The sequence below is a fragment of the Streptomyces fuscichromogenes genome (assembly GCF_014645815.1).
Taxonomy (GTDB): Bacteria; Actinomycetota; Actinomycetes; order Streptomycetales; family Streptomycetaceae; genus Streptomyces; species Streptomyces fuscichromogenes.
The window spans coordinates 206,199-229,238 of sequence record NZ_BMML01000008.1; the positions used below are offsets into that span (position 1 = coordinate 206,199).

The 23,040-nt window shown below is 70.0% G+C and carries 22 protein-coding genes and 5 tRNA genes; 11 read left to right on the forward strand and 16 right to left on the reverse strand.

Annotation, left to right across the window (positions count from 1 at the left end; all coding sequences use genetic code 11):
* Positions 1 to 6: 6 nt before the first annotated feature.
* On the reverse strand, positions 7 to 1,017 hold the full coding sequence (locus IEZ11_RS19570; RefSeq protein WP_189264084.1) for an NAD(P)H-dependent glycerol-3-phosphate dehydrogenase: 1,011 nt from the start codon (positions 1,015 to 1,017) through the stop codon (positions 7 to 9).
* Positions 1,014 to 1,778 (reverse strand): lysophospholipid acyltransferase family protein, encoded by a 765-nt coding sequence (locus IEZ11_RS19575; protein WP_189264085.1) that lies wholly within the window; start codon positions 1,776 to 1,778, stop codon positions 1,014 to 1,016. Before IEZ11_RS19575 ends, IEZ11_RS19570 begins: the two co-directional genes overlap by 4 nt.
* 155 nt (positions 1,779 to 1,933) lie before the next feature.
* Here IEZ11_RS19575 and cofC point away from each other — a divergent pair, with 155 nt between their 5' ends.
* Together cofC and IEZ11_RS19585 are read left to right on the forward strand one after the other, a co-directional pair.
* Positions 1,934 to 2,572, forward strand: a complete 639-nt coding sequence (cofC, locus tag IEZ11_RS19580; protein WP_189264086.1) for a 2-phospho-L-lactate guanylyltransferase — start codon at positions 1,934 to 1,936, stop codon at positions 2,570 to 2,572.
* Between the two features lie 9 nt (positions 2,573 to 2,581).
* A complete protein-coding gene (locus IEZ11_RS19585) occupies positions 2,582 to 2,785 on the forward strand; it encodes a hypothetical protein (RefSeq protein WP_189264087.1) in 204 nt (67 codons plus the stop codon).
* Between the two features lie 146 nt (positions 2,786 to 2,931).
* On the opposite strand, the gene IEZ11_RS19590 is transcribed toward IEZ11_RS19585, so the two are convergent.
* From IEZ11_RS19590 to leuC, 4 genes are all read right to left on the reverse strand, one after another.
* Entirely contained in the window at positions 2,932 to 3,555 is a 624-nt protein-coding gene (locus tag IEZ11_RS19590; protein ID WP_189264088.1) for an HU family DNA-binding protein, read from the reverse strand.
* Between the two features lie 140 nt (positions 3,556 to 3,695).
* Positions 3,696 to 3,926: an SCO5555 family protein gene (locus tag IEZ11_RS19595; protein WP_189264089.1), complete on the reverse strand. Its 231-nt coding sequence runs from the start codon at positions 3,924 to 3,926 to the stop codon at positions 3,696 to 3,698.
* A 288-nt stretch (positions 3,927 to 4,214) separates the two neighbouring features.
* Positions 4,215 to 4,808, reverse strand: coding sequence for a 3-isopropylmalate dehydratase small subunit (gene leuD, locus IEZ11_RS19600; RefSeq protein WP_189264090.1), 594 nt, complete (start codon positions 4,806 to 4,808; stop codon positions 4,215 to 4,217).
* A 6-nt stretch (positions 4,809 to 4,814) separates the two neighbouring features.
* Positions 4,815 to 6,239 carry a 3-isopropylmalate dehydratase large subunit gene (leuC, locus tag IEZ11_RS19605; RefSeq protein ID WP_189264091.1) on the reverse strand — a complete coding sequence of 475 codons (1,425 nt, stop codon included), beginning with the start codon at positions 6,237 to 6,239 and terminating at the stop codon, positions 4,815 to 4,817.
* A gap of 205 nt (positions 6,240 to 6,444) precedes the next feature.
* Between leuC and ndgR the strand changes: the two genes are divergently transcribed.
* Positions 6,445 to 7,161 carry an IclR family transcriptional regulator NdgR gene (gene ndgR, locus IEZ11_RS19610; protein ID WP_089098541.1) on the forward strand — a complete coding sequence of 239 codons (717 nt, stop codon included), beginning with the start codon at positions 6,445 to 6,447 and terminating at the stop codon, positions 7,159 to 7,161.
* A gap of 208 nt (positions 7,162 to 7,369) precedes the next feature.
* Here the strand turns inward: ndgR and IEZ11_RS19615 are convergent, their stop codons facing one another.
* Complete coding sequence (locus IEZ11_RS19615) at positions 7,370 to 7,879, reverse strand: DUF4188 domain-containing protein (RefSeq protein WP_189264092.1); 510 nt, start codon at positions 7,877 to 7,879, stop codon at positions 7,370 to 7,372.
* A 92-nt stretch (positions 7,880 to 7,971) separates the two neighbouring features.
* Here IEZ11_RS19615 and IEZ11_RS19620 point away from each other — a divergent pair, with 92 nt between their 5' ends.
* Positions 7,972 to 8,616 carry a MerR family transcriptional regulator gene (locus IEZ11_RS19620; protein ID WP_189264093.1) on the forward strand — a complete coding sequence of 215 codons (645 nt, stop codon included), beginning with the start codon at positions 7,972 to 7,974 and terminating at the stop codon, positions 8,614 to 8,616.
* A gap of 68 nt (positions 8,617 to 8,684) precedes the next feature.
* On the opposite strand, the gene IEZ11_RS19625 is transcribed toward IEZ11_RS19620, so the two are convergent.
* The 6 genes from IEZ11_RS19625 to IEZ11_RS19650 form a co-directional block, all read right to left on the reverse strand.
* Positions 8,685 to 8,757, reverse strand: a tRNA-Glu gene (locus IEZ11_RS19625).
* Between the two features lie 44 nt (positions 8,758 to 8,801).
* Positions 8,802 to 8,873 (reverse strand) — tRNA-Gln (locus IEZ11_RS19630).
* A gap of 20 nt (positions 8,874 to 8,893) precedes the next feature.
* A tRNA-Glu gene (locus IEZ11_RS19635) sits at positions 8,894 to 8,966 on the reverse strand.
* Positions 8,967 to 8,994: 28 nt separating this feature from the next.
* Positions 8,995 to 9,067 (reverse strand) — tRNA-Glu (locus IEZ11_RS19640).
* A 21-nt stretch (positions 9,068 to 9,088) separates the two neighbouring features.
* Positions 9,089 to 9,160 (reverse strand) — tRNA-Gln (locus tag IEZ11_RS19645).
* 91 nt (positions 9,161 to 9,251) lie between these two features.
* Positions 9,252 to 9,983, reverse strand: a complete 732-nt coding sequence (locus tag IEZ11_RS19650) for an HAD family hydrolase (RefSeq protein ID WP_229713184.1) — start codon at positions 9,981 to 9,983, stop codon at positions 9,252 to 9,254.
* A gap of 25 nt (positions 9,984 to 10,008) precedes the next feature.
* Here IEZ11_RS19650 and IEZ11_RS19655 point away from each other — a divergent pair, with 25 nt between their 5' ends.
* Complete coding sequence (locus IEZ11_RS19655; RefSeq protein ID WP_189264095.1) at positions 10,009 to 10,293, forward strand: hypothetical protein; 285 nt, start codon at positions 10,009 to 10,011, stop codon at positions 10,291 to 10,293.
* Positions 10,294 to 10,355: 62 nt separating this feature from the next.
* On the opposite strand, the gene gltX is transcribed toward IEZ11_RS19655, so the two are convergent.
* The 3 genes from gltX to IEZ11_RS19670 form a co-directional block, all read right to left on the reverse strand.
* Positions 10,356 to 11,840, reverse strand: a complete 1,485-nt coding sequence (gene gltX / locus IEZ11_RS19660; protein ID WP_189264096.1) for a glutamate--tRNA ligase — start codon at positions 11,838 to 11,840, stop codon at positions 10,356 to 10,358.
* A complete protein-coding gene (locus IEZ11_RS19665) occupies positions 11,824 to 12,609 on the reverse strand; it encodes a fumarylacetoacetate hydrolase family protein (protein ID WP_189264097.1) in 786 nt (261 codons plus the stop codon). Before IEZ11_RS19665 ends, gltX begins: the two co-directional genes overlap by 17 nt.
* Before the next feature lie 125 nt (positions 12,610 to 12,734).
* Positions 12,735 to 12,923, reverse strand: coding sequence for a hypothetical protein (locus IEZ11_RS19670; RefSeq protein ID WP_189264098.1), 189 nt, complete (start codon positions 12,921 to 12,923; stop codon positions 12,735 to 12,737).
* Positions 12,924 to 13,491: 568 nt separating this feature from the next.
* Between IEZ11_RS19670 and IEZ11_RS19675 the strand changes: the two genes are divergently transcribed.
* The 6 genes from IEZ11_RS19675 (at position 13,492) to IEZ11_RS19700 (ending at position 23,031) form a co-directional block, all read left to right on the forward strand.
* Positions 13,492 to 17,442, forward strand: coding sequence for a sensor histidine kinase (locus IEZ11_RS19675; protein WP_189264099.1), 3,951 nt, complete (start codon positions 13,492 to 13,494; stop codon positions 17,440 to 17,442).
* 9 nt (positions 17,443 to 17,451) lie between these two features.
* Positions 17,452 to 17,865 carry a roadblock/LC7 domain-containing protein gene (locus tag IEZ11_RS19680; protein WP_003973453.1) on the forward strand — a complete coding sequence of 138 codons (414 nt, stop codon included), beginning with the start codon at positions 17,452 to 17,454 and terminating at the stop codon, positions 17,863 to 17,865.
* 110 nt (positions 17,866 to 17,975) lie between these two features.
* Complete coding sequence (locus tag IEZ11_RS19685) at positions 17,976 to 18,374, forward strand: DUF742 domain-containing protein (RefSeq protein WP_019058642.1); 399 nt, start codon at positions 17,976 to 17,978, stop codon at positions 18,372 to 18,374.
* Positions 18,355 to 18,930, forward strand: coding sequence for a GTP-binding protein (locus IEZ11_RS19690; protein ID WP_046729249.1), 576 nt, complete (start codon positions 18,355 to 18,357; stop codon positions 18,928 to 18,930). Before IEZ11_RS19685 ends, IEZ11_RS19690 begins: the two co-directional genes overlap by 20 nt.
* A gap of 392 nt (positions 18,931 to 19,322) precedes the next feature.
* The gene (locus IEZ11_RS19695; RefSeq protein ID WP_189264100.1) at positions 19,323 to 22,607 is read left to right on the forward strand and encodes a nitrate- and nitrite sensing domain-containing protein; all 3,285 of its coding nucleotides are present in this window, start codon (positions 19,323 to 19,325) and stop codon (positions 22,605 to 22,607) included.
* A 10-nt stretch (positions 22,608 to 22,617) separates the two neighbouring features.
* Complete coding sequence (locus IEZ11_RS19700; RefSeq protein WP_093825739.1) at positions 22,618 to 23,031, forward strand: roadblock/LC7 domain-containing protein; 414 nt, start codon at positions 22,618 to 22,620, stop codon at positions 23,029 to 23,031.
* Positions 23,032 to 23,040 lie beyond the last annotated feature (9 nt).

Genomic DNA, 23,040 nt, shown 5'->3' on the forward strand with positions numbered 1-23,040 from the left:
GTTCGCTCAGCGTCGCTCGGGCTTCGCGCTGCGCGACATCAGCTCCTTGAGCGCGACCACCGGTGGCTTGCCCTCGTGCACGATGTCCACGACCGTCTCGGTGATCGGCATCTCCACGCCGTGCCGGCGGGCCAGATCGGCCACCGACTCGCAGGACTTGACGCCCTCGGCGGTCTGCCGGGTGACCGCGATGGTCTCCTCCAGGGTCATGCCCTTGCCGAGGTTGGTGCCGAAGGTGTGGTTGCGGGAGAGCGGGGAGGAACAGGTGGCCACCAGGTCGCCGAGCCCGGCGAGCCCCGAGAAGGTCAGCGGGTCGGCGCCGAGGGCGATGCCGAGCCGCGCGGTCTCCGCGAGACCGCGCGTGATGAGCGAACCCTTGGCGTTGTCGCCGAGCCCCATGCCGTCGGCGATGCCCACGGCGAGGCCGATGACGTTCTTCACCGCGCCGCCCAGCTCGCACCCGACCACGTCGGTCTCGGTGTACGGCCGGAAGTACGGCGTGTGGCAGGCCGCCTGGAGCCGCCGGGCGACCGTCTCGTCGGTGCACGCGACCACGGCGGCGGCCGGCATGCGGGCCGCGATCTCCCGGGCCAGGTTGGGGCCGGTGACGACGGCGACCCGGTCCACGCCGACCTTGGTGACGTCCTCGATGACCTCGCTCATCCGCATGGTGGTGCCGAGTTCGACACCCTTCATGAGGGACACGAGGACCGTCTCGGGGGCGAGCAGCGGCGTCCACTCGGCGAGGTTGGCCCGCATGGTCTGGGACGGCACCGACAGAAACGTGAAGTCGGCGCCGGCGGCCGCCTCGGCGGGGTCGGTCGTGGCCCGCAGGTTCTCGGGGAGTTCCACGCCCGGCAGGTAGTCGGGGTTGGTACGCCCGGAGTTGATCGCCTCCGCCACCTCCGCACGCCGCGCCCACAGGGTGACCTCGCACCCCGCGTCGGCGAGCACCATCCCGAAGGCCGTACCCCACGAACCCGCGCTGAAGACCGCCGCCTTGGCAGGCTTGCTCACTTGCCGCTCTCCTCTTCCAGACCGCTCTGCGCACGCGTCCGGCGCCGCTGCTCGATCCGCACCTGGCGTGGATCGTAGGGCCTCTCGGGAGCCTTCTCGCCGCGGATCTCCTCGAGCTGGCGGGTGATGGCCGCCATGATGACCTCGGTCGCCTCCTTGAGGACGTCCTGGGTCATCTCCTCGTCGTAGAAGCGGGTGAGATCGACCGGCGGGCCCGCGAGCACGTGGTGCGTCTTGCGGGGCAGCAGGTTGGGCTTCTTCGCGTACGGCGGGAGCAGTTCGTTGGCGCCCCACTGCGCGACCGGGATCACCGGGCACCTGGTCTGCAGGGCGACCCGGGCGGCACCGGTCTTGGCGGTCATGGGCCACTGGTCCGGGTCGCGGGTGATCGTTCCCTCGGGGTAGAACGCGACGCACTCGCCGCGCTCCACGGCGTCGATCGCGGCCCGGAAGGCGCTGAGCGCGTCGGTGGACTCGCGGTAGACGGGGATCTGACCGGTGCCGCGCATCACGGCGCCGACGAATCCCTTCTTGAAAAGCCCGCTCTTCGCCAGGAATCGCGGAACACGGCCGCTGTTGTACTGATAGTGGGCGTAGGCGAAGGGGTCGACATGGGAATTGTGGTTCACCGCGGTGATAAATCCACCCTCGGCCGGAATGTTCTCCATTCCGCGCCAGTCCCGCTTGATCAGAACCACCAGCGGCGGTTTGGCGATCACCGCTGCGAGGCGATACCAGAAGCCGATTCTCCGGCGGGGCACGCGGACACCTTCCTCTAGGACTTCTTCCCGGTCAGGGATCGGGAAGAAGTGCGGCCCCGGCCCGCCGGTCTGTCGAGAACACCGTACGCCTCGGCATCGCGACCACCCCGTGAGCCCGGGTGACAATGAGGCAACAAGGGAGGGACGGTACGACTGTGCAGTGGACCCTGGTCATCCCCCTCAAGCCGCTGGCTCGGGCCAAGAGCAGGCTTGCGGACACCGCGGCGGACGGCCTGCGTCCGTCACTGGCGCTCGCCTTCGCCCAGGACACCGTCGCCGCGGCGCTGGCCTGCCAGGCCGTGAAGGATGTGGCGGTCGTCACGGACGACACGCTGGCCGGACGCGAACTGTCGGCGCTGGGCGCGCGCATCGTCCCCGACCCGCCGGGAAGCGGCCTGAACGCGGCGCTGCGGGCCGGTGCGGCAGCCGTCCGGGCAGCACGTCCGGAAAGCCCGGTGGCGGCCCTGAACGCCGACCTGCCGGCGGTCCGCCCGCTGGAATTGGCCCGGGTGCTCGATGCGGCCGCGGAATTCCCGCGCGCTTTTCTCCCGGACGCGGCGGCAATCGGCACCACCCTGCTGGCGGCGGCCCCCGGTCATGAATTGGCGCCCGCATTCGGCCCGGATTCCCGCGCCCGGCACGCCGCCTCGGGCGCCGAGGAGTTGCGGCTGGTGGGCGTGGACTCGGTACGCCAGGACGTGGACACCGGTGCCGACCTGCGCGCGGCCCTGGCACTGGGCGTGGGCCCCCGCACGGCCGCGGTGGCGGCGCGCCTGCTGATCCCGGACCAGTAGGCTGCGCTCATGCAGGCGACCGCATACACGTACGACCCAAAGACGCACAGCGGCCAGGTGCTGCTGGACGACGGGACGCCCGTGCCGTTCGACGGGGCGGCTTTCGAGGCGGGCGGACTGCGCCTGCTCAGGCCGGGGCAGAGGGTACGGATCGAGACCGAGGGAAGCGGAGACGACCTCTGCGTCACCCTGGTGACTCTTCAGACGTTCTGAGGCGAAGCCGACCCAGGGGCGCGGGGAACTGCGCGAGAAGCCCCACCGACCCACACCCGAAACACGACCCACCCTTCGAACACACCGCGGGCCGGACTCCCCAAGGGAATCCGGCCCGTCGCGTGAGTACCCCGACGCTGCCCGCGTCAGCGAGCCGCGGTCTTCTTGGCGACAGCCTTCCGCGCCGTCGACTTCTTGGCCGGCGCCTTCTTGGCGGTGACCTTCTTGGCCGGCGCCTTCTTGGCGGCGGTCTTCTTCGCCGTCGCCGTGGTCTTCTTGGCGGCGGTCTTCTTCGCCGCCGCCGTGGTCTTCTTCGCGGTGGCCGTGGTCTTCTTGGCCACCGTCTTCTTCGCCGTGGCCTTCTTCGCCACCGCCGTCGTCTTCTTGGCGGTGGTCTTCTTCGCCGCCGCCTTCTTGACCGTCGCCGAAGCGCCGCCGGTCAGGCTGCCCTTGGGCGCCTTCTTGACCGCGACCTCACCGCCGCGCGGCAGCTTCTTCGAGCCGCTCACCAGGTCCTTGAAGCCCTGACCGGCACGGAAGCGCGGCACGGAGGTCTTCTTGACCCGAACCCGCTCGCCCGTCTGGGGGTTGCGGGCGTAGCGGGCGGGGCGGTCCACCTTCTCGAAGGACCCGAAGCCGGTGACCGAGACCCGCTCACCCGCGACGACCGCGCGGACGATGGCGTCCAGGACATGGTCGACAGCCTCGGCGGCCTGCTGACGGCCGCCCATCTTGTCGGCAATCGCTTCTACGAGCTGCGCCTTGTTCACGTCTTCCCCTTCGGAGACATCGCCAGAACGAATGTGTTCAAGCTTTTTCGCACGTTAGGCAGATATATACCGCAAATCAAACACGAAACGGGCTTATCACCCTTGTGCCGCAACGGACTCGGTCGTCTCGGACGGTCCGGTCAGCGTTCTTCTTCGGGGAATCGGCCCCCGTCGAGGTCCGCGTTGAACCGTTCGAGCCGCCGCGCCGCGTCGGCCACGTCGTGTTTGGCCGCGGCCGTAATGACCAGCAGCTTCCGGGTCAGCGCCATCCGTACGCCCTCCGGGACTTGCAGTGCACGCACTTTTGTGTGCGCTTCCTTGAGTTGGCCCGCGACCGCCGCATAGAGCTGGAGTTGGCCGTCGTGTTCCATGCACAGATTGTGCCATCTGGGGCGAGTTGTCGCCTGCGCAGAGTGCAACTGCCGCCTCAAATGGCCTTCCGAGCACTTGCGGAAGCCACGGACACAGCACTCACGTACCCCGACAACATCCGCCCTAACGTGGGAAGTTGGCAAGACCTGCGACAACGCGAGCGCCCGTTCGGGTGCAGACATGGCTGTACCCCCAATCGTGGCGATCGGGGGTACAGGCGGGGTGTCGCGGTGGCTGAAACCAGCCGTATTCAGATGTGACGGTTCCCGCCCGAAGCGAGCTCCGGCTCAGACCTGGAGCGTCCGCGGCTTGTACGACGGACGCTTGGCCTCGTACGCGGCGATGTCGGCCTCGTTCCGGAGCGTGATGGAGATGTCGTCCAGGCCGTTCAGCAGCCGCCAGCGGGAGTTCTCGTCCAGCTCGAAGGAGGCGGTGACGCCCTCGGCGCGCACCTCGCGGGCCTCCAGGTCGACGGTGATCTCGGCCTGCGGGTCCTTCTCGGTGAGCTCCTGGAGCGCTTCCACGATCTTCTGGTCCAGGACCACCGTGAGCAGGCCGTTCTTCAGCGAGTTGCCCCGGAAGATGTCGGCGAAGCGAGAGGAGATCACGGTCTTGAAGCCGTAGTTCTGCAGCGCCCAGACGGCGTGCTCACGGGAGGAGCCGGTGCCGAAGTCGGGGCCGGCGACCAGGACGGTCGCACCCTGCCGCTCGGGGCGGTTGAGGATGAAGTTCCCGTCCTTGCGCCAGGCCTCGAACAGACCGTCCTCGAAGCCGTCCCGGGTCACCTTCTTGAGCCAGTGAGCAGGGATGATCTGGTCGGTGTCGACGTTGGAGCGGCGCAGCGGGACGGCCCGGCCGGTGTGCGTGGTGAATGCTTCCATGGCTGATCAGACTCCAGCGGGCGTACGAGCGTCGGACAGGTCGGCCGGGGAGGCCAGGTGGCCCAGGACGGCCGTGGCGGCGGCGACCTGCGGGGACACCAGGTGGGTACGGCCGCCCTTGCCCTGCCGGCCCTCGAAGTTGCGGTTCGAGGTGGACGCGGAGCGCTCGCCCGGGGCCAGCTGGTCGGGGTTCATGCCGAGGCACATCGAGCAGCCCGCGTGCCGCCATTCGGCGCCGGCGTCCTTGAAGACCACGTCCAGACCCTCGGAGACGGCCTGCAGTCCGACCCGCGCGGAGCCGGGGACGACCAGCATCCGTACGCCGTCGGCGACTTTGCGGTCCTTGAGGATGTCGGCGGCGGCGCGCAGGTCCTCGATCCGGCCGTTGGTGCAGGAGCCTACGAAGACGGTGTCCACGTTGATCGAGCGCAGCGGCTGGCCGGCCTCCAACCCCATGTACTCCAGGGCCTTTTCGGCGGCGAGGCGCTCCGAAGCGTCTTCGTACGAAGCCGGGTCGGGGACGTCCGCCGAAAGCGGCGCGCCCTGCCCCGGGTTGGTGCCCCAGGTGACGAACGGGGAGAGCGCGGCGGCGTCGATGTGGACCTCGGCGTCGAATTCGGCGTCCGCGTCCGTCTTCAGGGTCTTCCAGTACGCGACCGCCGCGTCCCAGTCCTCGCCCTCGGGGGCGTGGGCACGGCCCTTGAGGTACGCGAAGGTGGTCTCGTCGGGGGCGATCATGCCCGCGCGGGCGCCGGCCTCGATCGACATGTTGCAGATGGTCATCCGGGCCTCCATCGAGAGCTTCTCGATGGCCGGGCCGCGGTACTCCAGGATGTAGCCCTGGCCGCCGCCGGTACCGATCTTGGCGATGATCGCCAGGATCAGGTCCTTGGCGGTGACGCCGTCGGGCAGCTCGCCGTCGACCGTGATGGCCATGGTCTTCGGGCGGGCCAGCGGCAGCGTCTGGGTGGCCAGCACGTGCTCCACCTGGGAGGTGCCGATACCGAACGCCAGCGCGCCGAAGGCGCCGTGCGTGGAGGTGTGGGAGTCGCCGCAGACCACGGTCGTGCCCGGCTGCGTCAGGCCCAGCTGGGGGCCGACGACGTGCACGACGCCCTGCTCGACGTCGCCCAGCGGGTGCAGGCGCACCCCGAACTCGGCGCAGTTCTTGCGCAGCGTCTCCAGCTGGGCGCGGGAGACGGGGTCCGCGATGGGCTTGTCGATGTCGAGGGTCGGGGTGTTGTGGTCCTCGGTCGCGATGGTGAGGTCGAGGCGGCGCACCGGGCGGCCGTTCTGGCGCAGTCCGTCGAAGGCCTGCGGGCTGGTCACCTCGTGCAGCAGGTGCAGATCGATGAAGAGGAGGTCGGGCTCGCCCTCGGCGCGCCGGACGACGTGGTCGTCCCAGACCTTCTCCGCGAGTGTCCTACCCATCGCTTTCCCTCCGGCCGGCAGACGTGCACCGGCCCAACTAGAGATCTTGAGGAAGCGGCTGCCCGTGTACCGGGCCCCTGAAGTCGTGGTTCCGGGCGTCCGCCGCCGGGCCCGTTGGTCCGCGGGCCACTGTGTGATTCCAGGGTGGCGCGTTCCACGGAAAATTGAACTTGCGTTTCACAGAGTGAGACGTGAGTATCGTTGCATGGACAACAGTAGCGGCGTCGGCGTTCTGGACAAGGCGGCCCTTGTCCTCAGCGCTCTGGAGTCCGGTCCGGCCACCCTCGCGGGTCTGGTCGGGGCCACCGGACTGGCACGACCCACGGCCCACCGGCTTGCCGTGGCTCTGGAACACCACCGCATGGTGGCACGCGACATGCAGGGCCGTTTCATTCTCGGTCCGCGGCTCGCGGAGCTGGCCGCGGCGGCCGGCGAGGACCGCCTGCTCGCGACGGCGGGCCCGGTGCTCACGCATCTCCGTGACATCACCGGAGAGAGCGCGCAGCTGTACCGCCGCCAGGGCGACATGCGGATCTGCGTGGCGGCCGCCGAGCGGCTGTCCGGCCTTCGGGACACGGTCCCGGTCGGCTCGACGCTCACGATGAAGGCCGGCTCCTCGGCGCAGATCCTGATGGCCTGGGAGGAGCCGGAGCGGCTGCACCGCGGCCTCCAGGGCGCCCGCTTCACGGCGACGGCCCTCTCGGGCGTCCGGCGCCGCGGCTGGGCCCAGTCCATCGGGGAGCGGGAGCCGGGGGTCGCCTCGGTGTCGGCGCCGGTACGGGGGCCGTCCAACCGCGTGGTGGCGGCCGTCTCCGTCTCCGGCCCCATCGAGCGCCTGACCCGCCACCCCGGGCGCATGCACGCGCAGGCGGTCATCGACGCGGCGGCCCGCCTGTCGGAGGCCCTGCGCCGCACGGGCTGACGCCCCCGTGAGAGAGGCCGGCCTCAACGCCGCGGCAGGCCTCTCCCGACAGAAGTGCAACCCCCTGGGGGCGCGGGGAACTGCGCGACCAGCCATCTGCTGCCCGCACCCGCCCACCGACCGGAGCTCCCACGGCGCAGGATGTGGCACCACAGGCCGCCAGCCGTCCGCGACGCCGTCGCGGCTGTTCGCGCAGTTCCCCGCGCCCCTAGGGGGTTGCGCTCCCGGAGCGATGGGCGAACCGGTCCTTCGCGTAACGCCCCCGCTTCTCCACCGGCACGACACCGCTCGCCGCGCCCATCCCGAAGCGAGGCATGTCGAAGTAGATCGACTCGTACGCGCCCTCGGGCGCCACGTACGTCTCGTGCCACAGGCCCACATGGCCGCGGACCTTCCCCGCCCGCTCCTTGCGGTTCACGACGCTCCACATGCCGTGGTGGAGCATCTCCGGCGAACTCGCGTACGCGTACAGCTTCTCCTTCGACTCCCAGTACTGGACGACGTAGTACGTCCGCGGCGAGGCCGTCAGCAGGACGTGGCCGAGCAGCCCCCGGCCGGGGTCCCGCGCGAGCTCCTTCAGCATGCGGAACATCGAGAGCATGACCGGCACCCACTGGTGGACCGCCCAGAATCGGTTGACGCGCATGCCGATGAGCAGGACCACCGCGTCACCCTCGCGAGCAGCGGTCGTACGGCCGCGAATCGGTTTGGCGAACATGAGGAACGACACCCCCGGAACCCCGTCGGATAGCGTCACTATCCTTCTGACAATGTTTGGATAGTGGCACTTACCAAGGAGGGGCGCAAGACATGCGGCTTGCCCAGTTGAGCGAGCGCAGCGGGGTGTCCGCCGCGACGATCAAGTACTACCTGCGCGAAGGGCTGCTGCCGCCGGGCCGCCAGGTCAACGCCACGACCGCGGAGTACGACGAGGAGCACCTGCGGCGGCTGCGGCTGGTGCGCGCGATGATCCAGGTGGGACGGATCCCCGTGGCCACGGTCCGTGAGGTGCTCGGGCACGTCGACGACGACTCGCTGGGCCGCACGATCCGGGTGGGCGCCGCCCTGTGGGCGCTGCCGCAGGTGCCGGAGCCGGACGAGGACGACGCGTACGTACGGGCGGCGCACCGGGAGGCCGACGCCCTGCTGGACACCCTCGGCTGGGAGAACGCCAGACAGCTGACGACGATCTCGCCCGCGTACCGCCGGCTGGTGGTCGCGCTGGCCGCGTTCCGCCGGCTCGGCTACGACTGGGACGCCGAACTCCTCGTCACACGCGCGAGGTTGATGCACCAGGCAGCCGTCGCCGACCTGGACTTCCTGGAGACGCAGCCCTCGGAGGAGGAGAAGGTGGAGGCCGCGGTGGCCAGCGCGGTGCTGGTGGAGCCGATGCTCCAGGCGCTGCACCGACTGGCCCAGGAGGAGGAGTCGGCCCGGCGCTACGGCTTCGAGTAGGGGGCCGCGCCCCCGCCGCCGTACGCCACGACAAAGGCCCCTCGCCGAAGCGAAGGGCCTTCTGCGTGTACCCCCGACCGGATTCGAACCGGCGCTACCGCCTTGAGAGGGCGGCGTGCTAGGCCGCTACACAACGGGGGCGTGGATCTTGCGAGCGTTCAAAACCGCACCGCCGCAGATCCGAGCTGGTCTACCTGGACTCGAACCAAGACTAACTGAACCAGAATCAGTCGTGCTGCCAATTACACCATAGACCAAAGTGGTTTAGACCAGTTCGTACCCCCGACCGGATTCGAACCGGCGCTACCGCCTTGAGAGGGCGGCGTGCTAGGCCGCTACACAACGGGGGCCCTAGCGATCATCCGTGGATGATCTCCGTACCCCCGACCGGATTCGAACCGGCGCTACTGCCGTGAGAGGGCAGCGTGCTAGGCCGCTACACAACGGGGGCTTTGCAGATGAGCTCTGCGAGCTGGCCTACCTGGACTCGAACCAAGACTAACTGAACCAGAATCAGTCGTGCTGCCAATTACACCATAGGCCACTGGAACGCAAACCCCCGAGGGGATCTTGTTCTAGTTGTGCGCCTCCGGTTCCGGCCTTTCGGCCCGCTCTCCGGCGGCGCAGGAAGAACATTACCCGAAGGTGGACGGGGCTCCAAAACGGGTATCGGCGCGGAGGATCGCGGGAAGTTCGGCGAGGGAGGCGATCCGGTGCGGACCGACGGGTGCCGCGGCCGGTGCGGCGGCCGGTCCGTGACGGTCGATCCACACCGACAGCAGCCCGGCGTCGGCCGCGCCCCGCCCGTCGATCTCCGGGTGGTCGCCGACGTACGCGACCTCGTGCGGGGCGAGTTCCAGGGCCTCGCAGGCCGCCAGGAAGGCACCGGGCGCGGGCTTGGAGACGCCCAGTTCGGCGGCGCACAGGACGGCCTCGAAGCGCTCGTACACCCCGAGCGTGCGCAGCTTGCGGTCCTGGACGTGCAGGCTGGAGTTGGAGAGCACGGCGTGCCGGTAACCGGCCGCGAGGGCGTCCAGGGCGGGCAGGACGTCCGGGAAGAGGGTCCAGACGGCCTCGTAGTGCGTCAGGTAACGGCGGAACCAGTCGTCGGCCTCGGCATCGGTCAGCTCCGCCGCCAGGAACACCCGCACCCGGTCGCGGCGCTGGTCCTCGAAGGAGAGCTCACCCGCCGCGAACCGCGCCCACTGCTGGTCGGTGATCTCCCGCCACCGCACCAGCGCCGCCTCCGCGCTCCCCCAGCCGGCCAGCAGTCCCTCCGCCGCCAGATGGGCCCGCATGCCCTCGCGGTCGGCACTCGTGTAGTCGAAGAGGGTGTCGTCGACGTCCCACACCACGGCTCTGATCACCCTCACAGACTGGCACACTCGCGCCATGAGCGAGCACCGAGTCCAGTTCACCGTCGAGGCCCGCGCGGCGTACGACGGTATGCCCGGCGAGCGTCGAGCCCAGTTGGACAAGGCCGTGCGGATACTGGCGCGTGACCCCTTCCGCAGGACGGCGACCGCGCCGCTCGGGCCCGCCGAGCACCTGCGCCGGACATACGTGGCCCCCGGCATGAAGCTGGAGTACGTGGTCACGGACGCCATCGTGGTCGTCGTCGTCCTGGAGATCTTCGACGAGTTCACGTACCTGGTCGACGAGGCCGACGCCGTCTGACGCGAACGGGTGAGGGGCGGCACCCGGTGCTCCGGATGCCGCCCCTCACCTGTGTCCCGGCGTTACGCCGCCAGCTTCGCCAGTGCCGCGTCGATCCGGGCCAGCGTCTTCTCCTTGCCCAGGACCTCCAGGGACTCGAAGAGCGGCAGGCCGACCGTGCGGCCGGTGACGGCCACCCGGACCGGGGCCTGGGCCTTGCCGAGCTTGAGGCCGTGCGCCTCGCCGGCGGCCAGGACGGCCTCCTTCAGGGACTCCGGGGAGGTCCAGTCGGCGGACTCCAGCTTCTCGCGGGCCGTGGCCAGGAGGGCGTCGCTGCCCTCCTTCATCGCCTTGGTCCAGGAGGCCTCGTCCACGACCGGCTCCGCCAGGAACAGGAAGTCGACGTTGTCGGTGATCTCCGAGAGGACCTTCAGGCGGGTCTGGGCGTGCGGGGCGATCGCCTGCCACTTGGACTCGTCGAAGTCCGCCGGGGCCCAGGGGGCGAAGGGGGCCTTCAGCCAGGGCGCGCAGCGCTCCGTGAAGTCCTTCACGTCCAGCATGCGGATGTGGTCGGCGTTGATCGCCTCGCACTTCTTCAGGTCGAAGCGGGCCGGGTTGGGCTGGACGTCCGCGATGTCGAAGGCCGCGACCATCTCGTCGACCGAGAAGATGTCCTGGTCGGCGGAGAGCGACCAGCCCAGCAGGGAGAGGTAGTTGAGCAGGCCCTCGGGGAGGAAGCCGCGCTCGCGGTAGAGGTTGAGGGACGACTCCGGGTCGCGCTTCGACAGCTTCTTGTTGCCCTCGCCCATGACGTAGGGGAGGTGGCCGAAGGCGGGGGTCTGCTTGGCGAAGCCCAGCTCGGTCAGCGCCTTGTACAGGGCGATCTGGCGGGGGGTGGAGGAGAGCAGGTCCTCGCCGCGCAGGACGTGGGTGATCTCCATCAGGGCGTCGTCGACCGGGTTGACCAGCGTGTACAGCGGGGCGCCGTTGGCGCGGACGATGCCGTAGTCCGGGACGTTCTCCGCGGTGAAGGTCAGCTCGCCGCGGACCAGGTCGGTGAAGGTGATCGTCTCGTCGGGCATCCGGAAGCGGACGATGGGCGTACGGCCCTGGGCCCGGTACTCCTCGACCTGCTCGGGGGCGAGGTCGCGGCAGTGGCCGTCGTAGCCGGACGGCCTGCCGGCGGCGCGGGCGGCCTCGCGGCGGGTGTCCAGCTCCTCCTGGGAGCAGTAGCAGTGGTAGGCGTGACCGGCGTCCAGGAGCTTGGCGGCGACGTCCTGGTAGATGTCCATCCGCTGCGACTGGCGGTACGGCGCGTGCGGGCCGCCGACCTCAGGGCCCTCGTCCCAGTCGAAGCCCAGCCAGCGCATCGCGTCGAGCAGTTGGTGGTACGACTCCTCGGAGTCGCGGGCCGCGTCGGTGTCCTCGATGCGGAAGACCAGAGTGCCCTGGTGGTGCCGGGCGAACGCCCAGTTGAACAGGGCGGTGCGGACCAGGCCCACATGGGGGTTACCGGTGGGCGAGGGGCAGAAACGTACGCGGACGGGTGCGCTAGCCACGCTTGACAACCTTGTTGGTGAGAGTGCCGATGCCTTCGATGGTGACGGCGACCTCGTCGCCGACGCTGAGGGGGCCGACCCCTGCCGGGGTGCCGGTGAGGATGACGTCGCCGGGGAGCAGCGTCATGGCCTCGGTGATGTTGACGACCAGGTCCGCGATGGAGTGGATCATCTCGCTGGTCCGGCCGAGCTGGCGCTGTTCGCCGTTGACCGTGAGCTGGATCGTCAGGTCGGACGCGGTGGCGAGGTCCAGGTCCGTCTCCACCCAGGGCCCGAGCGGGCAGGCGGTGTCGAAGCCCTTGGCCCGGGCCCACTGCTTCTCGCGCCGCTGGACATCGCGGGCGGTGACGTCGTTGGCGCAGGTGTACCCGAGGATCACGTCCGCCACGCGTTCGCGGGGGACCTCGCGGCACATACGGCCGATGACCACGGCCAGTTCGGCCTCGTGGTGAAGGTCCTGGGAGAAGGACGGGTACTGGATCTCGTCGCCGGGGCCGATCACCGAGGTGGACGGCTTGAAGAAGGCGAAGGGGGCGTCCGGGACCTCGTTGCCCAGCTCCTCCGCGTGCTCCGCGTAGTTGCGGCCGTAGGCGACGACCTTGTTGGGGAGCACCGGCGGGAGCAGGCGTACCTTGCTGAGCGGGACCTTCGTACCGGAGAGCTCGAAGTCCGCGAACGGAATGCCCTTGATGATGTCGAGGACGAGTTCGTCCTGCTTGTCGCCCTCGACGGCGCCGAAGGCGACGTTCCCGTCGATGGAGAACCTGGCGATGCGCACGGGATCCTTGCGCCCCTCACTGAGCCGGCTGGAGTCTGACGCTCCAGGCTAACGCGGTAAGGGGCGGCCGCCGTGGAATAACCGGGTGACCGGGTGTGTGAGTGAAACGGCGGTCCTGACGCGTACTACTCGCCGACCGAGGTCCCGGCCGGGATCTCCATGAGGATCGTGCGCCGGGGGTTGGCGGTCTGGGCGGGGAGGTCGAGGGAGTGCTCGGGCAGTTCGGGGGTCTGGAGTTCCTCGGCGTCCTTGAGGTGGGCGAGGGTGGTGCGGCGGGGGTTGGCTATGTTGCGGAACAGCATCGTCGTCTTCACGGTTGCAGTGGACCCCGTCGTGTGTGGGTTGGCAGAGACGTCCCTCTTGTAAAGCGTCAGGCTAAACATCGAATTCCCGGCGGAAGCCGCCGGGAGGCTGTGATCCGCGTGTGAGTTTGCTCACGGAGCGAGGGTCAAAACGGTCATTTCCGGCGGACAACTCACCGCAACGAAACGGACATTGACCGACTGAAGCTGTCATTCCGCTCCTGATCATGGCGACTGGGACACGGTCCGGACGCCATCGACTGACAGGCATACGTCCGTTATGTACGCGATCGGCTTCCACATCTCGTAACGTGTCACTCACGCGCTGTCACGGAGGTCACAGCTCGGTCCACGGCCCTTGTTGGAGATCCGGCACTGTGCTGGAATTCCACGGAACCGCCGCAGGATCGAACCGGCGCGAAGAGGCGCACAGCAGCGCCGAGTGGCGGCGAGACAGGGGGAGCCAGCGCCGGTCACACTCACGACCATCAGGGGGCGTATTCAGGGCGCTCCCCGTACAACGCCGACACCGTGTCCTTCCGTTCCCGGAGGGGCGCCTGGTCCAGAGGTTGCGACGCTAGTGCAGGGACGTTTCAAGAGGGATGGCAGCGCTTCGGCAGAGCCGGAGGCGCACGGCGGGACCGACCGCGGTTCCTCGCCCCAGCACGCCCAGAACCCGGGCCCTGGTCCGGCTGCGGCCGGCGGTGGTGGTGACGGCGGTGAGCGCTCCGGGCGCCCCGCCGTGTCCGCGTCTTCGGGCCCCCAGCCGGCCGCCGGTCCGGCTCCGACCGCCAGGGCCGTACGAGGCCCGTCCAACCCGGGCTCGCGCATAGCCCTGCGCAACTGGCGTATCTCCACGCGCCTGGTGTCGCTGCTCGCGCTCCCCGTGGTGGCGGCGACGACGCTGGGCGCGGTGCGCATCAACCAGTCGCTCGACGACATCCAGCAGCTCGACAACATGCAGCTGCTGACGGACATGACCACGCAGGCGACCGAGCTGGCCACCGCGCTCCAGACCGAGCGCGACAAGACGGCCGGTCCGCTGGCGCACGGCGGGTCGCCCACGAACCCCGCGATCAAGGGTCTTGAGGACCAGACCGACCGGGCCCGCGACAACTTCCTCAACGCCTCCGAGGAAATCGACACCGCGAGCAAGAACGGTCAGCTCCAGGGCGTCCGCGACAGCCTCGTCGGTCTGGCCGGCCAGCTGGACGACCTGGCGAAGATCCGCAAGGACGCCTACCAGCAGAACGAGAACTCGACCCAGACGGTCGAGGCCTACCACCGGCTGATCACCCAGCTGATCGACCTGTCCCAGGACATGGCGCAGGCCTCCAGCAACCCGGAGATGATCCAGCGCACCCGCGCCCTGGCGGCGTTCTCCACCGCCAAGGAGTACGCGTCCGTACAGCGCGCCGTCATCGCCGCGGCCCTGCCCGCCAACGGCACGAGCCCCGGCGACCTCTCCGAGAACGACCGCCTCTACGGCGAGTCCGCCCAGGAGAGCGAGACCTCCGAGCTGACGATCTTCCGGAAGATCTACGCCGGCAACGCGGCCGACCTGCTCAGCCCGATCGACGGGAACAACCCGACGATCGAGGCGGCGGACACCTACGCCAAGCGTGCGCTCGGCGCCCAGAACGGTCTGAACGAGCTCAGCAAACGCTCCTACCTCGACTGGGTCGACGACAGCTCGACCAAGATCGACCAGATGAAGAAGATCGAGCACACGCTGCTCGAGGACATGGAGCAGAAGGCCCGCGAGCTGCGTGCCTCCTCCGAGCAGTCCGCGATCATCTCCGGTGCGCTGATCCTGCTGGTGCTCGGTGTGTCGCTGGTCGGCGCCTTCATCGTGGCCCGCTCCATGATCCGCTCGCTGCGCCGCCTCCAGGAGACCGCCACCAAGGTCGCCCAGGACCGCCTGCCCGAGCTGGTCAAGCAGCTGTCCGAGTCCGACCCGCAGGACGTCGACACGTCCGTGGAGTCGGTCGGTGTGCACTCCCGGGACGAGATCGGCCAGGTGGCCGCGGCCTTCGACGACGTGCACCGCGAGGCGGTCCGCCTCGCCGCCGAGCAGGCCCTGCTGCGGGGCAACGTCAACGCGATGTTCACCAACCTCTCGCGCCGCTCCCAGGGCCTCATCCAGCGTCAGCTCTCGCTCATCTCCGAACTGGAGTCCCGCGAGGCCGACCCGGACCAGCTGTCCTCCCTCTTCAAGCTCGACCACCTCGCGACGCGTATGCGCCGTAACGGTGAAAACCTTCTGGTCCTCGCCGGTGAAGAGCCCGGCCGCCGCTGGACCCGCCCGGTCCCGCTGGTCGACGTGCTCCGCGCCGCCGCCTCCGAGGTGGAGCAGTACGAGCGCATCGAGCTGGCCGCCGTGCCGACCACCGAAGTGGCCGGCCGCGTGGTCAACGACCTCGTGCACCTCCTCGCAGAGCTGCTGGAGAACGCCACCTCGTTCTCCTCTCCGCAGACCAAGGTCAAGGTCACCGGTCACGCGCTGCCCGACGGCCGGGTCCTGATCGAGATCCACGACACCGGTATCGGCCTCTCCCCCGAGGACCTCGCGGCGATCAACGAGCGGCTCGCCTCGCCGCCCACCGTGGACGTCTCCGTCTCCCGCCGCATGGGCCTCTTCGTGGTCGGCCGGCTGTCCCAGCGGCACGGCATCCGCATCCAGCTGCGCCCGTCCGACTCCGGTGGTACGACCGCGCTGGTCATGCTCCCGGTCGACGTCGCCCAGGGCGGCAAGAAGCCCGCTCCCGGCAAGCCCGGCGCCCCGGCGCCGACCGGCGGTCCGGCCGCCGCGCAGGCCGCGGCCGGTGCGGCCGCGGCCCGGCGGGGCAACGGCCAGGGCGGCGGTACCGGTTCGCTCGGCGCGGGTGCCCCCGCCCCGGCGCTCGGCGGTGCCGCCGGTTCGGCCGGCGGACGCGGTGGCGCCCTCGGTTCGGGCGCTCCCTCCGGTGGCGGACTGCTCGGTGCCGGTGCGGGTCCGCGCGGCCAGGTCGGCACCGGCCAGGGTCCCCGGGCCGCGCTGCCCGGCGCGGGTCCGAACGGCGGCCGTCCCGGCGGTGCGCCGGGCGGTGCGCGCGGCCAGCAGGGCCGGCCGAACAACGGTGGCGGTGCCTTCGGCGGCCAGGACGCGTTCGGCAACCCGCAGGACTCCTTCGGTGGCCAGGACGCCTTCGGCAACCGTGCCCCGGTCCCGCCGCAGCGCTCCGCGAACTCCTCCGACCAGGGCCGTCAGCCCCAGCTGCCGCCGCGCGGTGGCCCGCGGGCCGAACTGCCCGGCGGCAACCCGCCGGCGGGCCGGCCCAGCTGGAGCGACGAGAACGCCCAGCCGCCGCTCTCCCGTGCCTCGCTGGACACCCCGCGCGGCCACGACGAGCAGAACCCGACCCACACCGCGTCCATGCCCCGCATCGACGACCGGCAGGGCCTCGGCGCCACCTCGCAGATGCCGGCGATCCCGCAGGCTCCGGCGACCGGTGAGTTCCCGCGCCCGGACTTCAACACGCCGAACGGCGCGCAGAACAACGGCTCGTTCCCGCGGCCGGGCACGACCGGCCCGCAGGACACCGGCTCCTTCCCGCGCCCGAACGTGAACGGCCAGCACGACACCGGCTCGTTCCCCCGCCCGAACGTCAACGGTCAGCACGACACCGGTTCCTTCCCGCGGCCGAACGTCAACGGTCAACAGGACAACGGCCAGTTCGTCCGCTCCGACGTCTTCGGTACTCCGGCCGCTCCGCACAACGGCTCCCAGAACGGCTCCCAGAACACCGGGCAGTTCGCCGCGCCGCAGGCCTACGACAACGGCTCCACCGGCCAGTTCGCCGCGCCGTCCTACGACGGCGGCACCGGGCAGCACTCCCTGCCCGGTCAGCAGAACGGCTACCCGGCGGGCGGCCAGCACAGCACCGGCCAGTTCGAGCGCCCGGGGACCAACGGCCGCGGCATCGACTTCGGTGCGCCGCAGCGTCCGCCGGTCCCGGCCGCGCCGCCGGTCCGCCAGGAGCCGGAGGCGCTACCGCCGGCCACCGGCCCCGGTGACGGTCGCACCCCGCTGTACGACACGCTGGAGACCAACTGGTTCCACGGCGGCCAGCAGGAGCAGCAGCACCCGCAGAGCAGCAACGGCAACGGTTCGGCGGCGTCGATTCCGCCGGTCCCGCCGGTGCCCTCCCAGCCGCCGGCCCCCGCGGCCGCGGCCCCCCAGCGTCCCGCCCAGGCCGCCTGGCGCACCTCCCCGAACGACGACCTCGTCCGGCAGGCGGAGCGCGTCCGGCAGCCGGCGGCGGGCGGTGTCACCACCTCCGGTCTGCCGCGCCGGGTGCCCCGGGCGAACCTCGTCCCGGGCACGGCCCAGCAGCAACAGCACCACACCGGTCCGCAGGTCTCGCGTGCGCCTGATGACGTCCGCGGCCGGCTGACCAATCTCCGTCGGGGTATCGCGCAGGGCAGGCAGGCCGCACCCGGCCCGCAGACCGGCAGCTTCCCGAGCCCCACTCACCAGCAGGAGCGTTAGTTGAGTCCGATGAGCCAGGCGGCACAGAACCTCAACTGGTTGATCACCAACTTCGTGGACAACACCCCCGGGGTGTCCCACACCGTCGTCGTGTCCGCCGACGGTCTCCTTCTGGCGATGTCCGAAGGCTTCCCGCGTGACCGTGCCGACCAGCTGGCGGCCGTCGCGTCCGGTCTCACCTCGCTGACGGCCGGGGCCTCCCGGATCTTCGAGGGCGGCAACGTGGCGCAGACGGTGGTCGAGATGGAGCGCGGCTTTCTCTTCCTGATGTCCGTCTCCGACGGCTCGTCCCTCGCCGTGCTGGCCCACCCCGAGTGCGACATCGGTCTCGTCGGCTACGAGATGGCTCTGCTGGTCGACCGCGCGGGCGCTGTCCTCACGCCCGACCTGCGCGCCGAACTGCAAGGCAGTCTGCTCCACTGACCGCCAGGATCCAACCCACCTCACCAAATCACCGTCCGGCCGCCACATTCCCCCCACCGGCCACGTCCGACGGCACGACTGACCGACTTGCTGTCCCGCCCGGAGGAACGATGACCCCGCCCACCGCCTCTCATGATCCGTACGCGGAGCCGTACGGGGACGAGGGCGACCAGCCGCTGGTACGTCCTTACGCGATGACCGGCGGCCGGACCCGGCCGCGCTACCAGCTCGCCATCGAGGCGCTGATCAGCACGACGGCCGACCCGGCAGCGCTCATGGGGCTGCTCCCGGAGCACCAGCGCATCTGCCACCTGTGCCGCGAGGTGAAGTCGGTGGCCGAGGTCTCGGCACTGCTCGCCATGCCGCTGGGTGTGGCCCGGATCCTGGTGGCCGACCTCGCCGAGGCCGGCCTGGTCGCCATCCACCAGCCGGGCGGCGACGAGAACAACGGCGGCGCACCGGACGTGACGCTGCTCGAAAGGGTGCTCAGTGGACTTCGCAAGCTCTGACGGAGGCCGGGCCACCACCTCCGCGAAGATCGTGGTGGCGGGCGGCTTCGGCGTCGGCAAGACCACGTTCGTGGGAGCGGTCTCCGAGATCAACCCGCTGCGCACGGAGGCCGTGATGACGTCCGCCTCGGCGGGCATCGACGACCTGACCCACACCGGGGACAAGACCACCACCACGGTGGCCATGGACTTCGGCCGCATCACGCTCGACCAGGACCTGATCCTGTACCTGTTCGGCACACCCGGTCAGGACCGCTTCTGGTTCATGTGGGACGACCTGGTCAGGGGTGCCATCGGCGCGGTGGTGCTCGTGGACACCCGGCGCCTGGCCGACTGCTTCCCGGCGGTCGACTACTTCGAGAACAGCGGCCTGCCGTTCGTCATAGCCCTCAACGGCTTCGACGGACACCAGCCGTACACCCCCGAAGAGGTGCGCGAGGCGCTTCAGATCGGACCGGACGCACCGATCATCACGACCGACGCCCGGCATCGCGCCGATGCGAAGAGCGCGCTGATCACCTTGGTGGAGCACGCCCTCATGGCGCGCCTGCGGTAGCCAGGTCGTCGTAGACAAGTCCGTCATCATGTACGGCAGTTGCGGTACGGAAACCGGAGCCGACTGTGGCCTTTGACACGGTCGGCTCCGGTGTTCATAACGTTTCGGCAGAGGAATGCAGTGGTATCGCCACGCGTCGCGGTCAAGCGGTGCCGCTGCGCTCACAACGGCCCCGCCTTTTGGCGGGGCTCGCTCTTTATGACCGTTTTATCTGGGGCTTACATCGGCGCTCTCTGCCCCAATGGACTGTTTGGAAGTGCACCGGCCTACGTGCTGGAATGCCTGAACTGCCTATTAGTCAAAGACGTACTGAGTAGTGGTCTGAGACACACCGGGCTCTGAGAGACTGCGGCACGACGACAGGTGCCCGCCGCCGAGAGGTTGTTGGTCGAGTGAGGCGAAGCAAGAACGGTCCCGAGCCGTCGGCGCGGGGCAACTTCACCCCGCCGCCGCGCGCTGCGGCGCCCACCCCTGTGCCAGCCGCGGAACCACCGGCCGCGCCCGCGAAGAGCGGCGGCCGCCTCTCCCCGCGGAACTGGCGCGTGCCGACCAGGCTGAACGCGATCCTGCTCATACCCGTGGTCGTCGGCCTCATCATGGGCGGCTTCCAGGTGAAGAGCTCCATCGACACCTGGCAGGAGGCCCGGGACGCGGAGAACACCGCGCGCCTGGTCCGTGCCGCCCTCACCTACGGCGACGCCCTGTACAACGAGCGTGACGTCAGTGCGGCACCGCTGCTCCTGAACAAGGACAAGGCGACCGTCACCCAGGCCCGCGCCGCGACCGACAAGGCCGCCGACGCCTTCGACGCGGCCGCGCAGAACATGCCGCAGAAGCCGGGCCTGGAGCGCCGCCTGAAGCTGTTCCGCGAGGCGGAGCCCACCCTCACGAACCTGCGTGCCGCCGCGTACACCAGCAAGCTCGGCGGTGTGAAGACCGAAGAGGGTTACACCCTGGTCGCCCACCCGCTGATGGAGTTCGCCAACGAGCTCGGTCTGGGCACCGGAAACATCACCTCCTACGGCCGTACCGTCTACGCCATCGCGCTCACCAAGGCGTCCCTGTCGCTGGAGCGGTCGATCGGCATGCACCTGCTGGTCAAGCCCGGCCCGGACGCCGGCAACCTGGCCACCCAGCGGGTCGCCCTCTCCTCGTACGCGTACCTGGAGGGCATCGCCGTCGAGGAGTACGTCGGCGGTGGCACCGAGGCCGACGCGCAGAAGCTGACCGACCTCGAAAAGAAGATCAAGACCGACGGCGCGACGCTGGTCCAGCAGGCCAAGGCCAAGGACCCGAACTACGTGGCCCCGCCGACCAAGGACAACGCGATGGTCTCGGCGCTCGCGACGCTGCCGAACACCGACGCGAGCACCCGCCAGGCGCTGGCCGCCCAGGGCATCACCGCCGACAACTGGTGGACGGTCAACACCCTCAAGTACCAGGCCTACCGCACGATCGAGTCGGACATGGCCGACAAGGCGGTGAGCGAGGCCTCCGACATCGCCGACAACGCGAAGACGGACGCCTTCATCACCGGTGCCGCGGTCATGGTCGCGCTGCTCGCCGCGTTCATCCTGGCCGGCATGGTGGCCCGCCAGATGTCCCGCTCGATGCGCCAGCTGCGCAACGCCGCCTTCGGCATCGCCGAGCAGCGCCTGCCGATGCTGGTCGACCAGCTCTCCCGCACCGACCCCGGCCGGGTCGACACCCGGGTGGCCCCGATCCCGATCACCACGACCGACGAGATCGGCGAAGTCGCCCGCGCGTTCGACCAGGTCCACCGCGAGGCCGTCCGGCTCGCCGCCGAGCAGGCCCTCCTCCGGGGCAACATCAACGCGATCTTCACCAACCTCTCGCGCCGCAACCAGTCGCTGATCGAGGGCCAGCTGACCCTGATCACCGACCTGGAGAACAACGAGGCCGACCCGGACCAGCTGGAGAACCTCTTCCGCCTGGACCACCTCGCGACCCGTATGCGCCGCAACGGCGAGAACCTCCTGGTCCTCGCCGGCGAGGAGCCCGGCCGCCGCTGGGACCAGCCGGTCCCGCTGGTCGACGTGCTGCGCGCCGCCTCCTCCGAGGTGGAGCAGTACGAGCGCATCGAGCTCTCCGGCGTCCCGGAGGCCGAGATCCACGGCCGCGCGGTCACCGACCTCGTGCACCTGCTCGCCGAGCTCCTGGAGAACGCCACCACGTTCTCCTCCCCGCAGACCAAGGTCCGCGTCACCGCGACCCGTCTCCCCGACGGCCGTGTGATGATCGAGATCCACGACAAGGGCATCGGCCTCACCGCCGAGGACTTCGCGGACATCAACCACAAGCTGGCCAACCCGCCGACCGTGGACGCCGCGATCTCGCAGCGCATGGGCCTCTTCGTGGTCGGCCGGCTGTCCGACCGGCACGGCATCCGGGTCCAGCTGCGCCCCTCCGGCGAGCAGGCCGGCACCACCTCGCTGGTCATGCTGCCGGACGCGATCACCCACGGCGGTGGCGGCGAGCAGCCGCTGGAGCGCGACGAGTTCACGGTCTCGCAGATCATCCCGGAGCAGCAGTTCCAGGCCGAGAGCTTCAGCCAGCCGCAGCTCCAGCCGATGCGTACGGCGGCCGAACTCGGCTTCGACGACAGCCGCTACGTGGAGGTCCCCGACGACATCCGCGATCTGGACCCCGTAGGCCGCTCCCTGATGCGCGAGGAGCGCCGTGCGGCCCTGGAGGCCCAGGCGCAGCCCACGCAGGGCGCAGAGCTCCCGCAGGCCCCGCAGTCCCCCCAGGAGACCGCCGAGATCCCGGCGTACGTCGACGAGTTCGACAGCGGCGGCCAGGGCTACGGCACGAACGGTACGGGCTTCCAGGAGCAGCCTGCGGGCTTCGACGGACAGCCGGCATACCAGGAGCAGTCGCAGAGCACGTACGAAGAGCAGTACTACGCGCCGAACGGCGGCCTGCCGCAGAACGACACGTTCTCGACCGACACGTTCTCCGTGAACGGCGGTTACCCGGAGCCCGCCTACCAGCAGCCGGTCCAGGAGGAGCCCGCGACCGCGCAGGCCACCGCCGCGGAGGCGTTCCCGGCCTTCGGCGAGCAGCCCTACCAGGACGACTGGCCGCAGCAGGACGGTTACACGAACGGCTACCCGGCCCAGTACGCTCCGGAAGCGGAGGCGGCGCAGGCCGGTGACGTGGACGAGCGGAACCGCGTAGGCTTCGACCGTCCGGGAACGGCCCCCTCCGTCGGCCACCAGCTGACCGACGCGGGACTGCCTCGCCGGGGTTCCACCGGGGGCGCCACGGGCGGCTCGAACGGCACGGGTCCCGCGCACCGCGCGCCGGCCGCGGCCGCCGCCACCGCGCCGACGGCCTCGGCCCCGCAGCCGGGCGGCGACAACTCCTGGCGTTCGCAGAACGACGAGCGCTGGCAGCAGGCTTCGGCTCTGCGCAAACCCAAGGCGGGCGGGGTCACCTCCTCCGGTCTGCCGAGGCGGGTACCCAAGGCCAACCTGGTCGAGGGAGCCGCCGAGAGCACCCCTCAGGGAGGCCCACAGGTCTCCCGAGCCCCGGAGGACATCCGGGGCAGGCTGAGCAACCTGCGTCGCGGCGTCGAGCGCGGACGCAACGCAGGCAGTGAAACGAACGGCCAGGGCTTCGGTCCTGACAGCACCTACAACCAGGAGCGTTAGTGTGAGCCCGATGAGCCAGGCGGCACAGAACCTGAACTGGTTGATCACCAACTTCGTGGACAACACCCCGGGGGTGTCCCACACGGTGGTGGTCTCCGCCGACGGACTCCTTCTGGCGATGTCCGAAGGCTTCCCCCGCGACCGTGCCGACCAGCTCGCGGCCGTCGCTTCCGGCCTGACGTCCCTGACGGCCGGAGCCTCCCGGATCTTCGAGGGCGGCAGCGTGAACCAGACGGTTGTGGAGATGGAGCGGGGATTCCTGTTCATCATGTCCGTCTCCGACGGTTCCTCGCTCGCGGTCCTGGCCCACCCGGAGGCCGACATCGGCCTGATTGGGTACGAGATGGCCCTTTTGGTGGACCGCGCGGGCACGGTTCTTACCCCGGATCTGCGTCAGGAACTCCAAGGAAGCCTTCTCAACTAACAGTCAGAC

Excerpts from the sequence above, each read along its gene's own strand:
- IEZ11_RS19585 (WP_189264087.1), top strand. The coding sequence starts at position 2,582 with ATGCAGGCGACCGCATACACGTACGACCCAAAGACGCACAGCGGCCAG.
- IEZ11_RS19595 (WP_189264089.1), bottom strand. The coding sequence starts at position 3,926 with ATGGAACACGACGGCCAACTCCAGCTCTATGCGGCGGTCGCGGGCCAA.
- leuD (WP_189264090.1), bottom strand. The coding sequence starts at position 4,808 with ATGGAAGCATTCACCACGCACACCGGCCGGGCCGTCCCGCTGCGCCGC.
- leuC (WP_189264091.1), bottom strand. The coding sequence starts at position 6,239 with ATGGGTAGGACACTCGCGGAGAAGGTCTGGGACGACCACGTCGTCCGG.
- ndgR (WP_089098541.1), top strand. The coding sequence starts at position 6,445 with ATGGACAACAGTAGCGGCGTCGGCGTTCTGGACAAGGCGGCCCTTGTC.
- IEZ11_RS19615 (WP_189264092.1), bottom strand. The coding sequence starts at position 7,879 with ATGTTCGCCAAACCGATTCGCGGCCGTACGACCGCTGCTCGCGAGGGT.
- IEZ11_RS19620 (WP_189264093.1), top strand. The coding sequence starts at position 7,972 with ATGCGGCTTGCCCAGTTGAGCGAGCGCAGCGGGGTGTCCGCCGCGACG.
- IEZ11_RS19655 (WP_189264095.1), top strand. The coding sequence starts at position 10,009 with ATGAGCGAGCACCGAGTCCAGTTCACCGTCGAGGCCCGCGCGGCGTAC.
- IEZ11_RS19680 (WP_003973453.1), top strand. The coding sequence starts at position 17,452 with ATGAGCCAGGCGGCACAGAACCTCAACTGGTTGATCACCAACTTCGTG.
- IEZ11_RS19685 (WP_019058642.1), top strand. The coding sequence starts at position 17,976 with ATGACCCCGCCCACCGCCTCTCATGATCCGTACGCGGAGCCGTACGGG.
- IEZ11_RS19700 (WP_093825739.1), top strand. The coding sequence starts at position 22,618 with ATGAGCCAGGCGGCACAGAACCTGAACTGGTTGATCACCAACTTCGTG.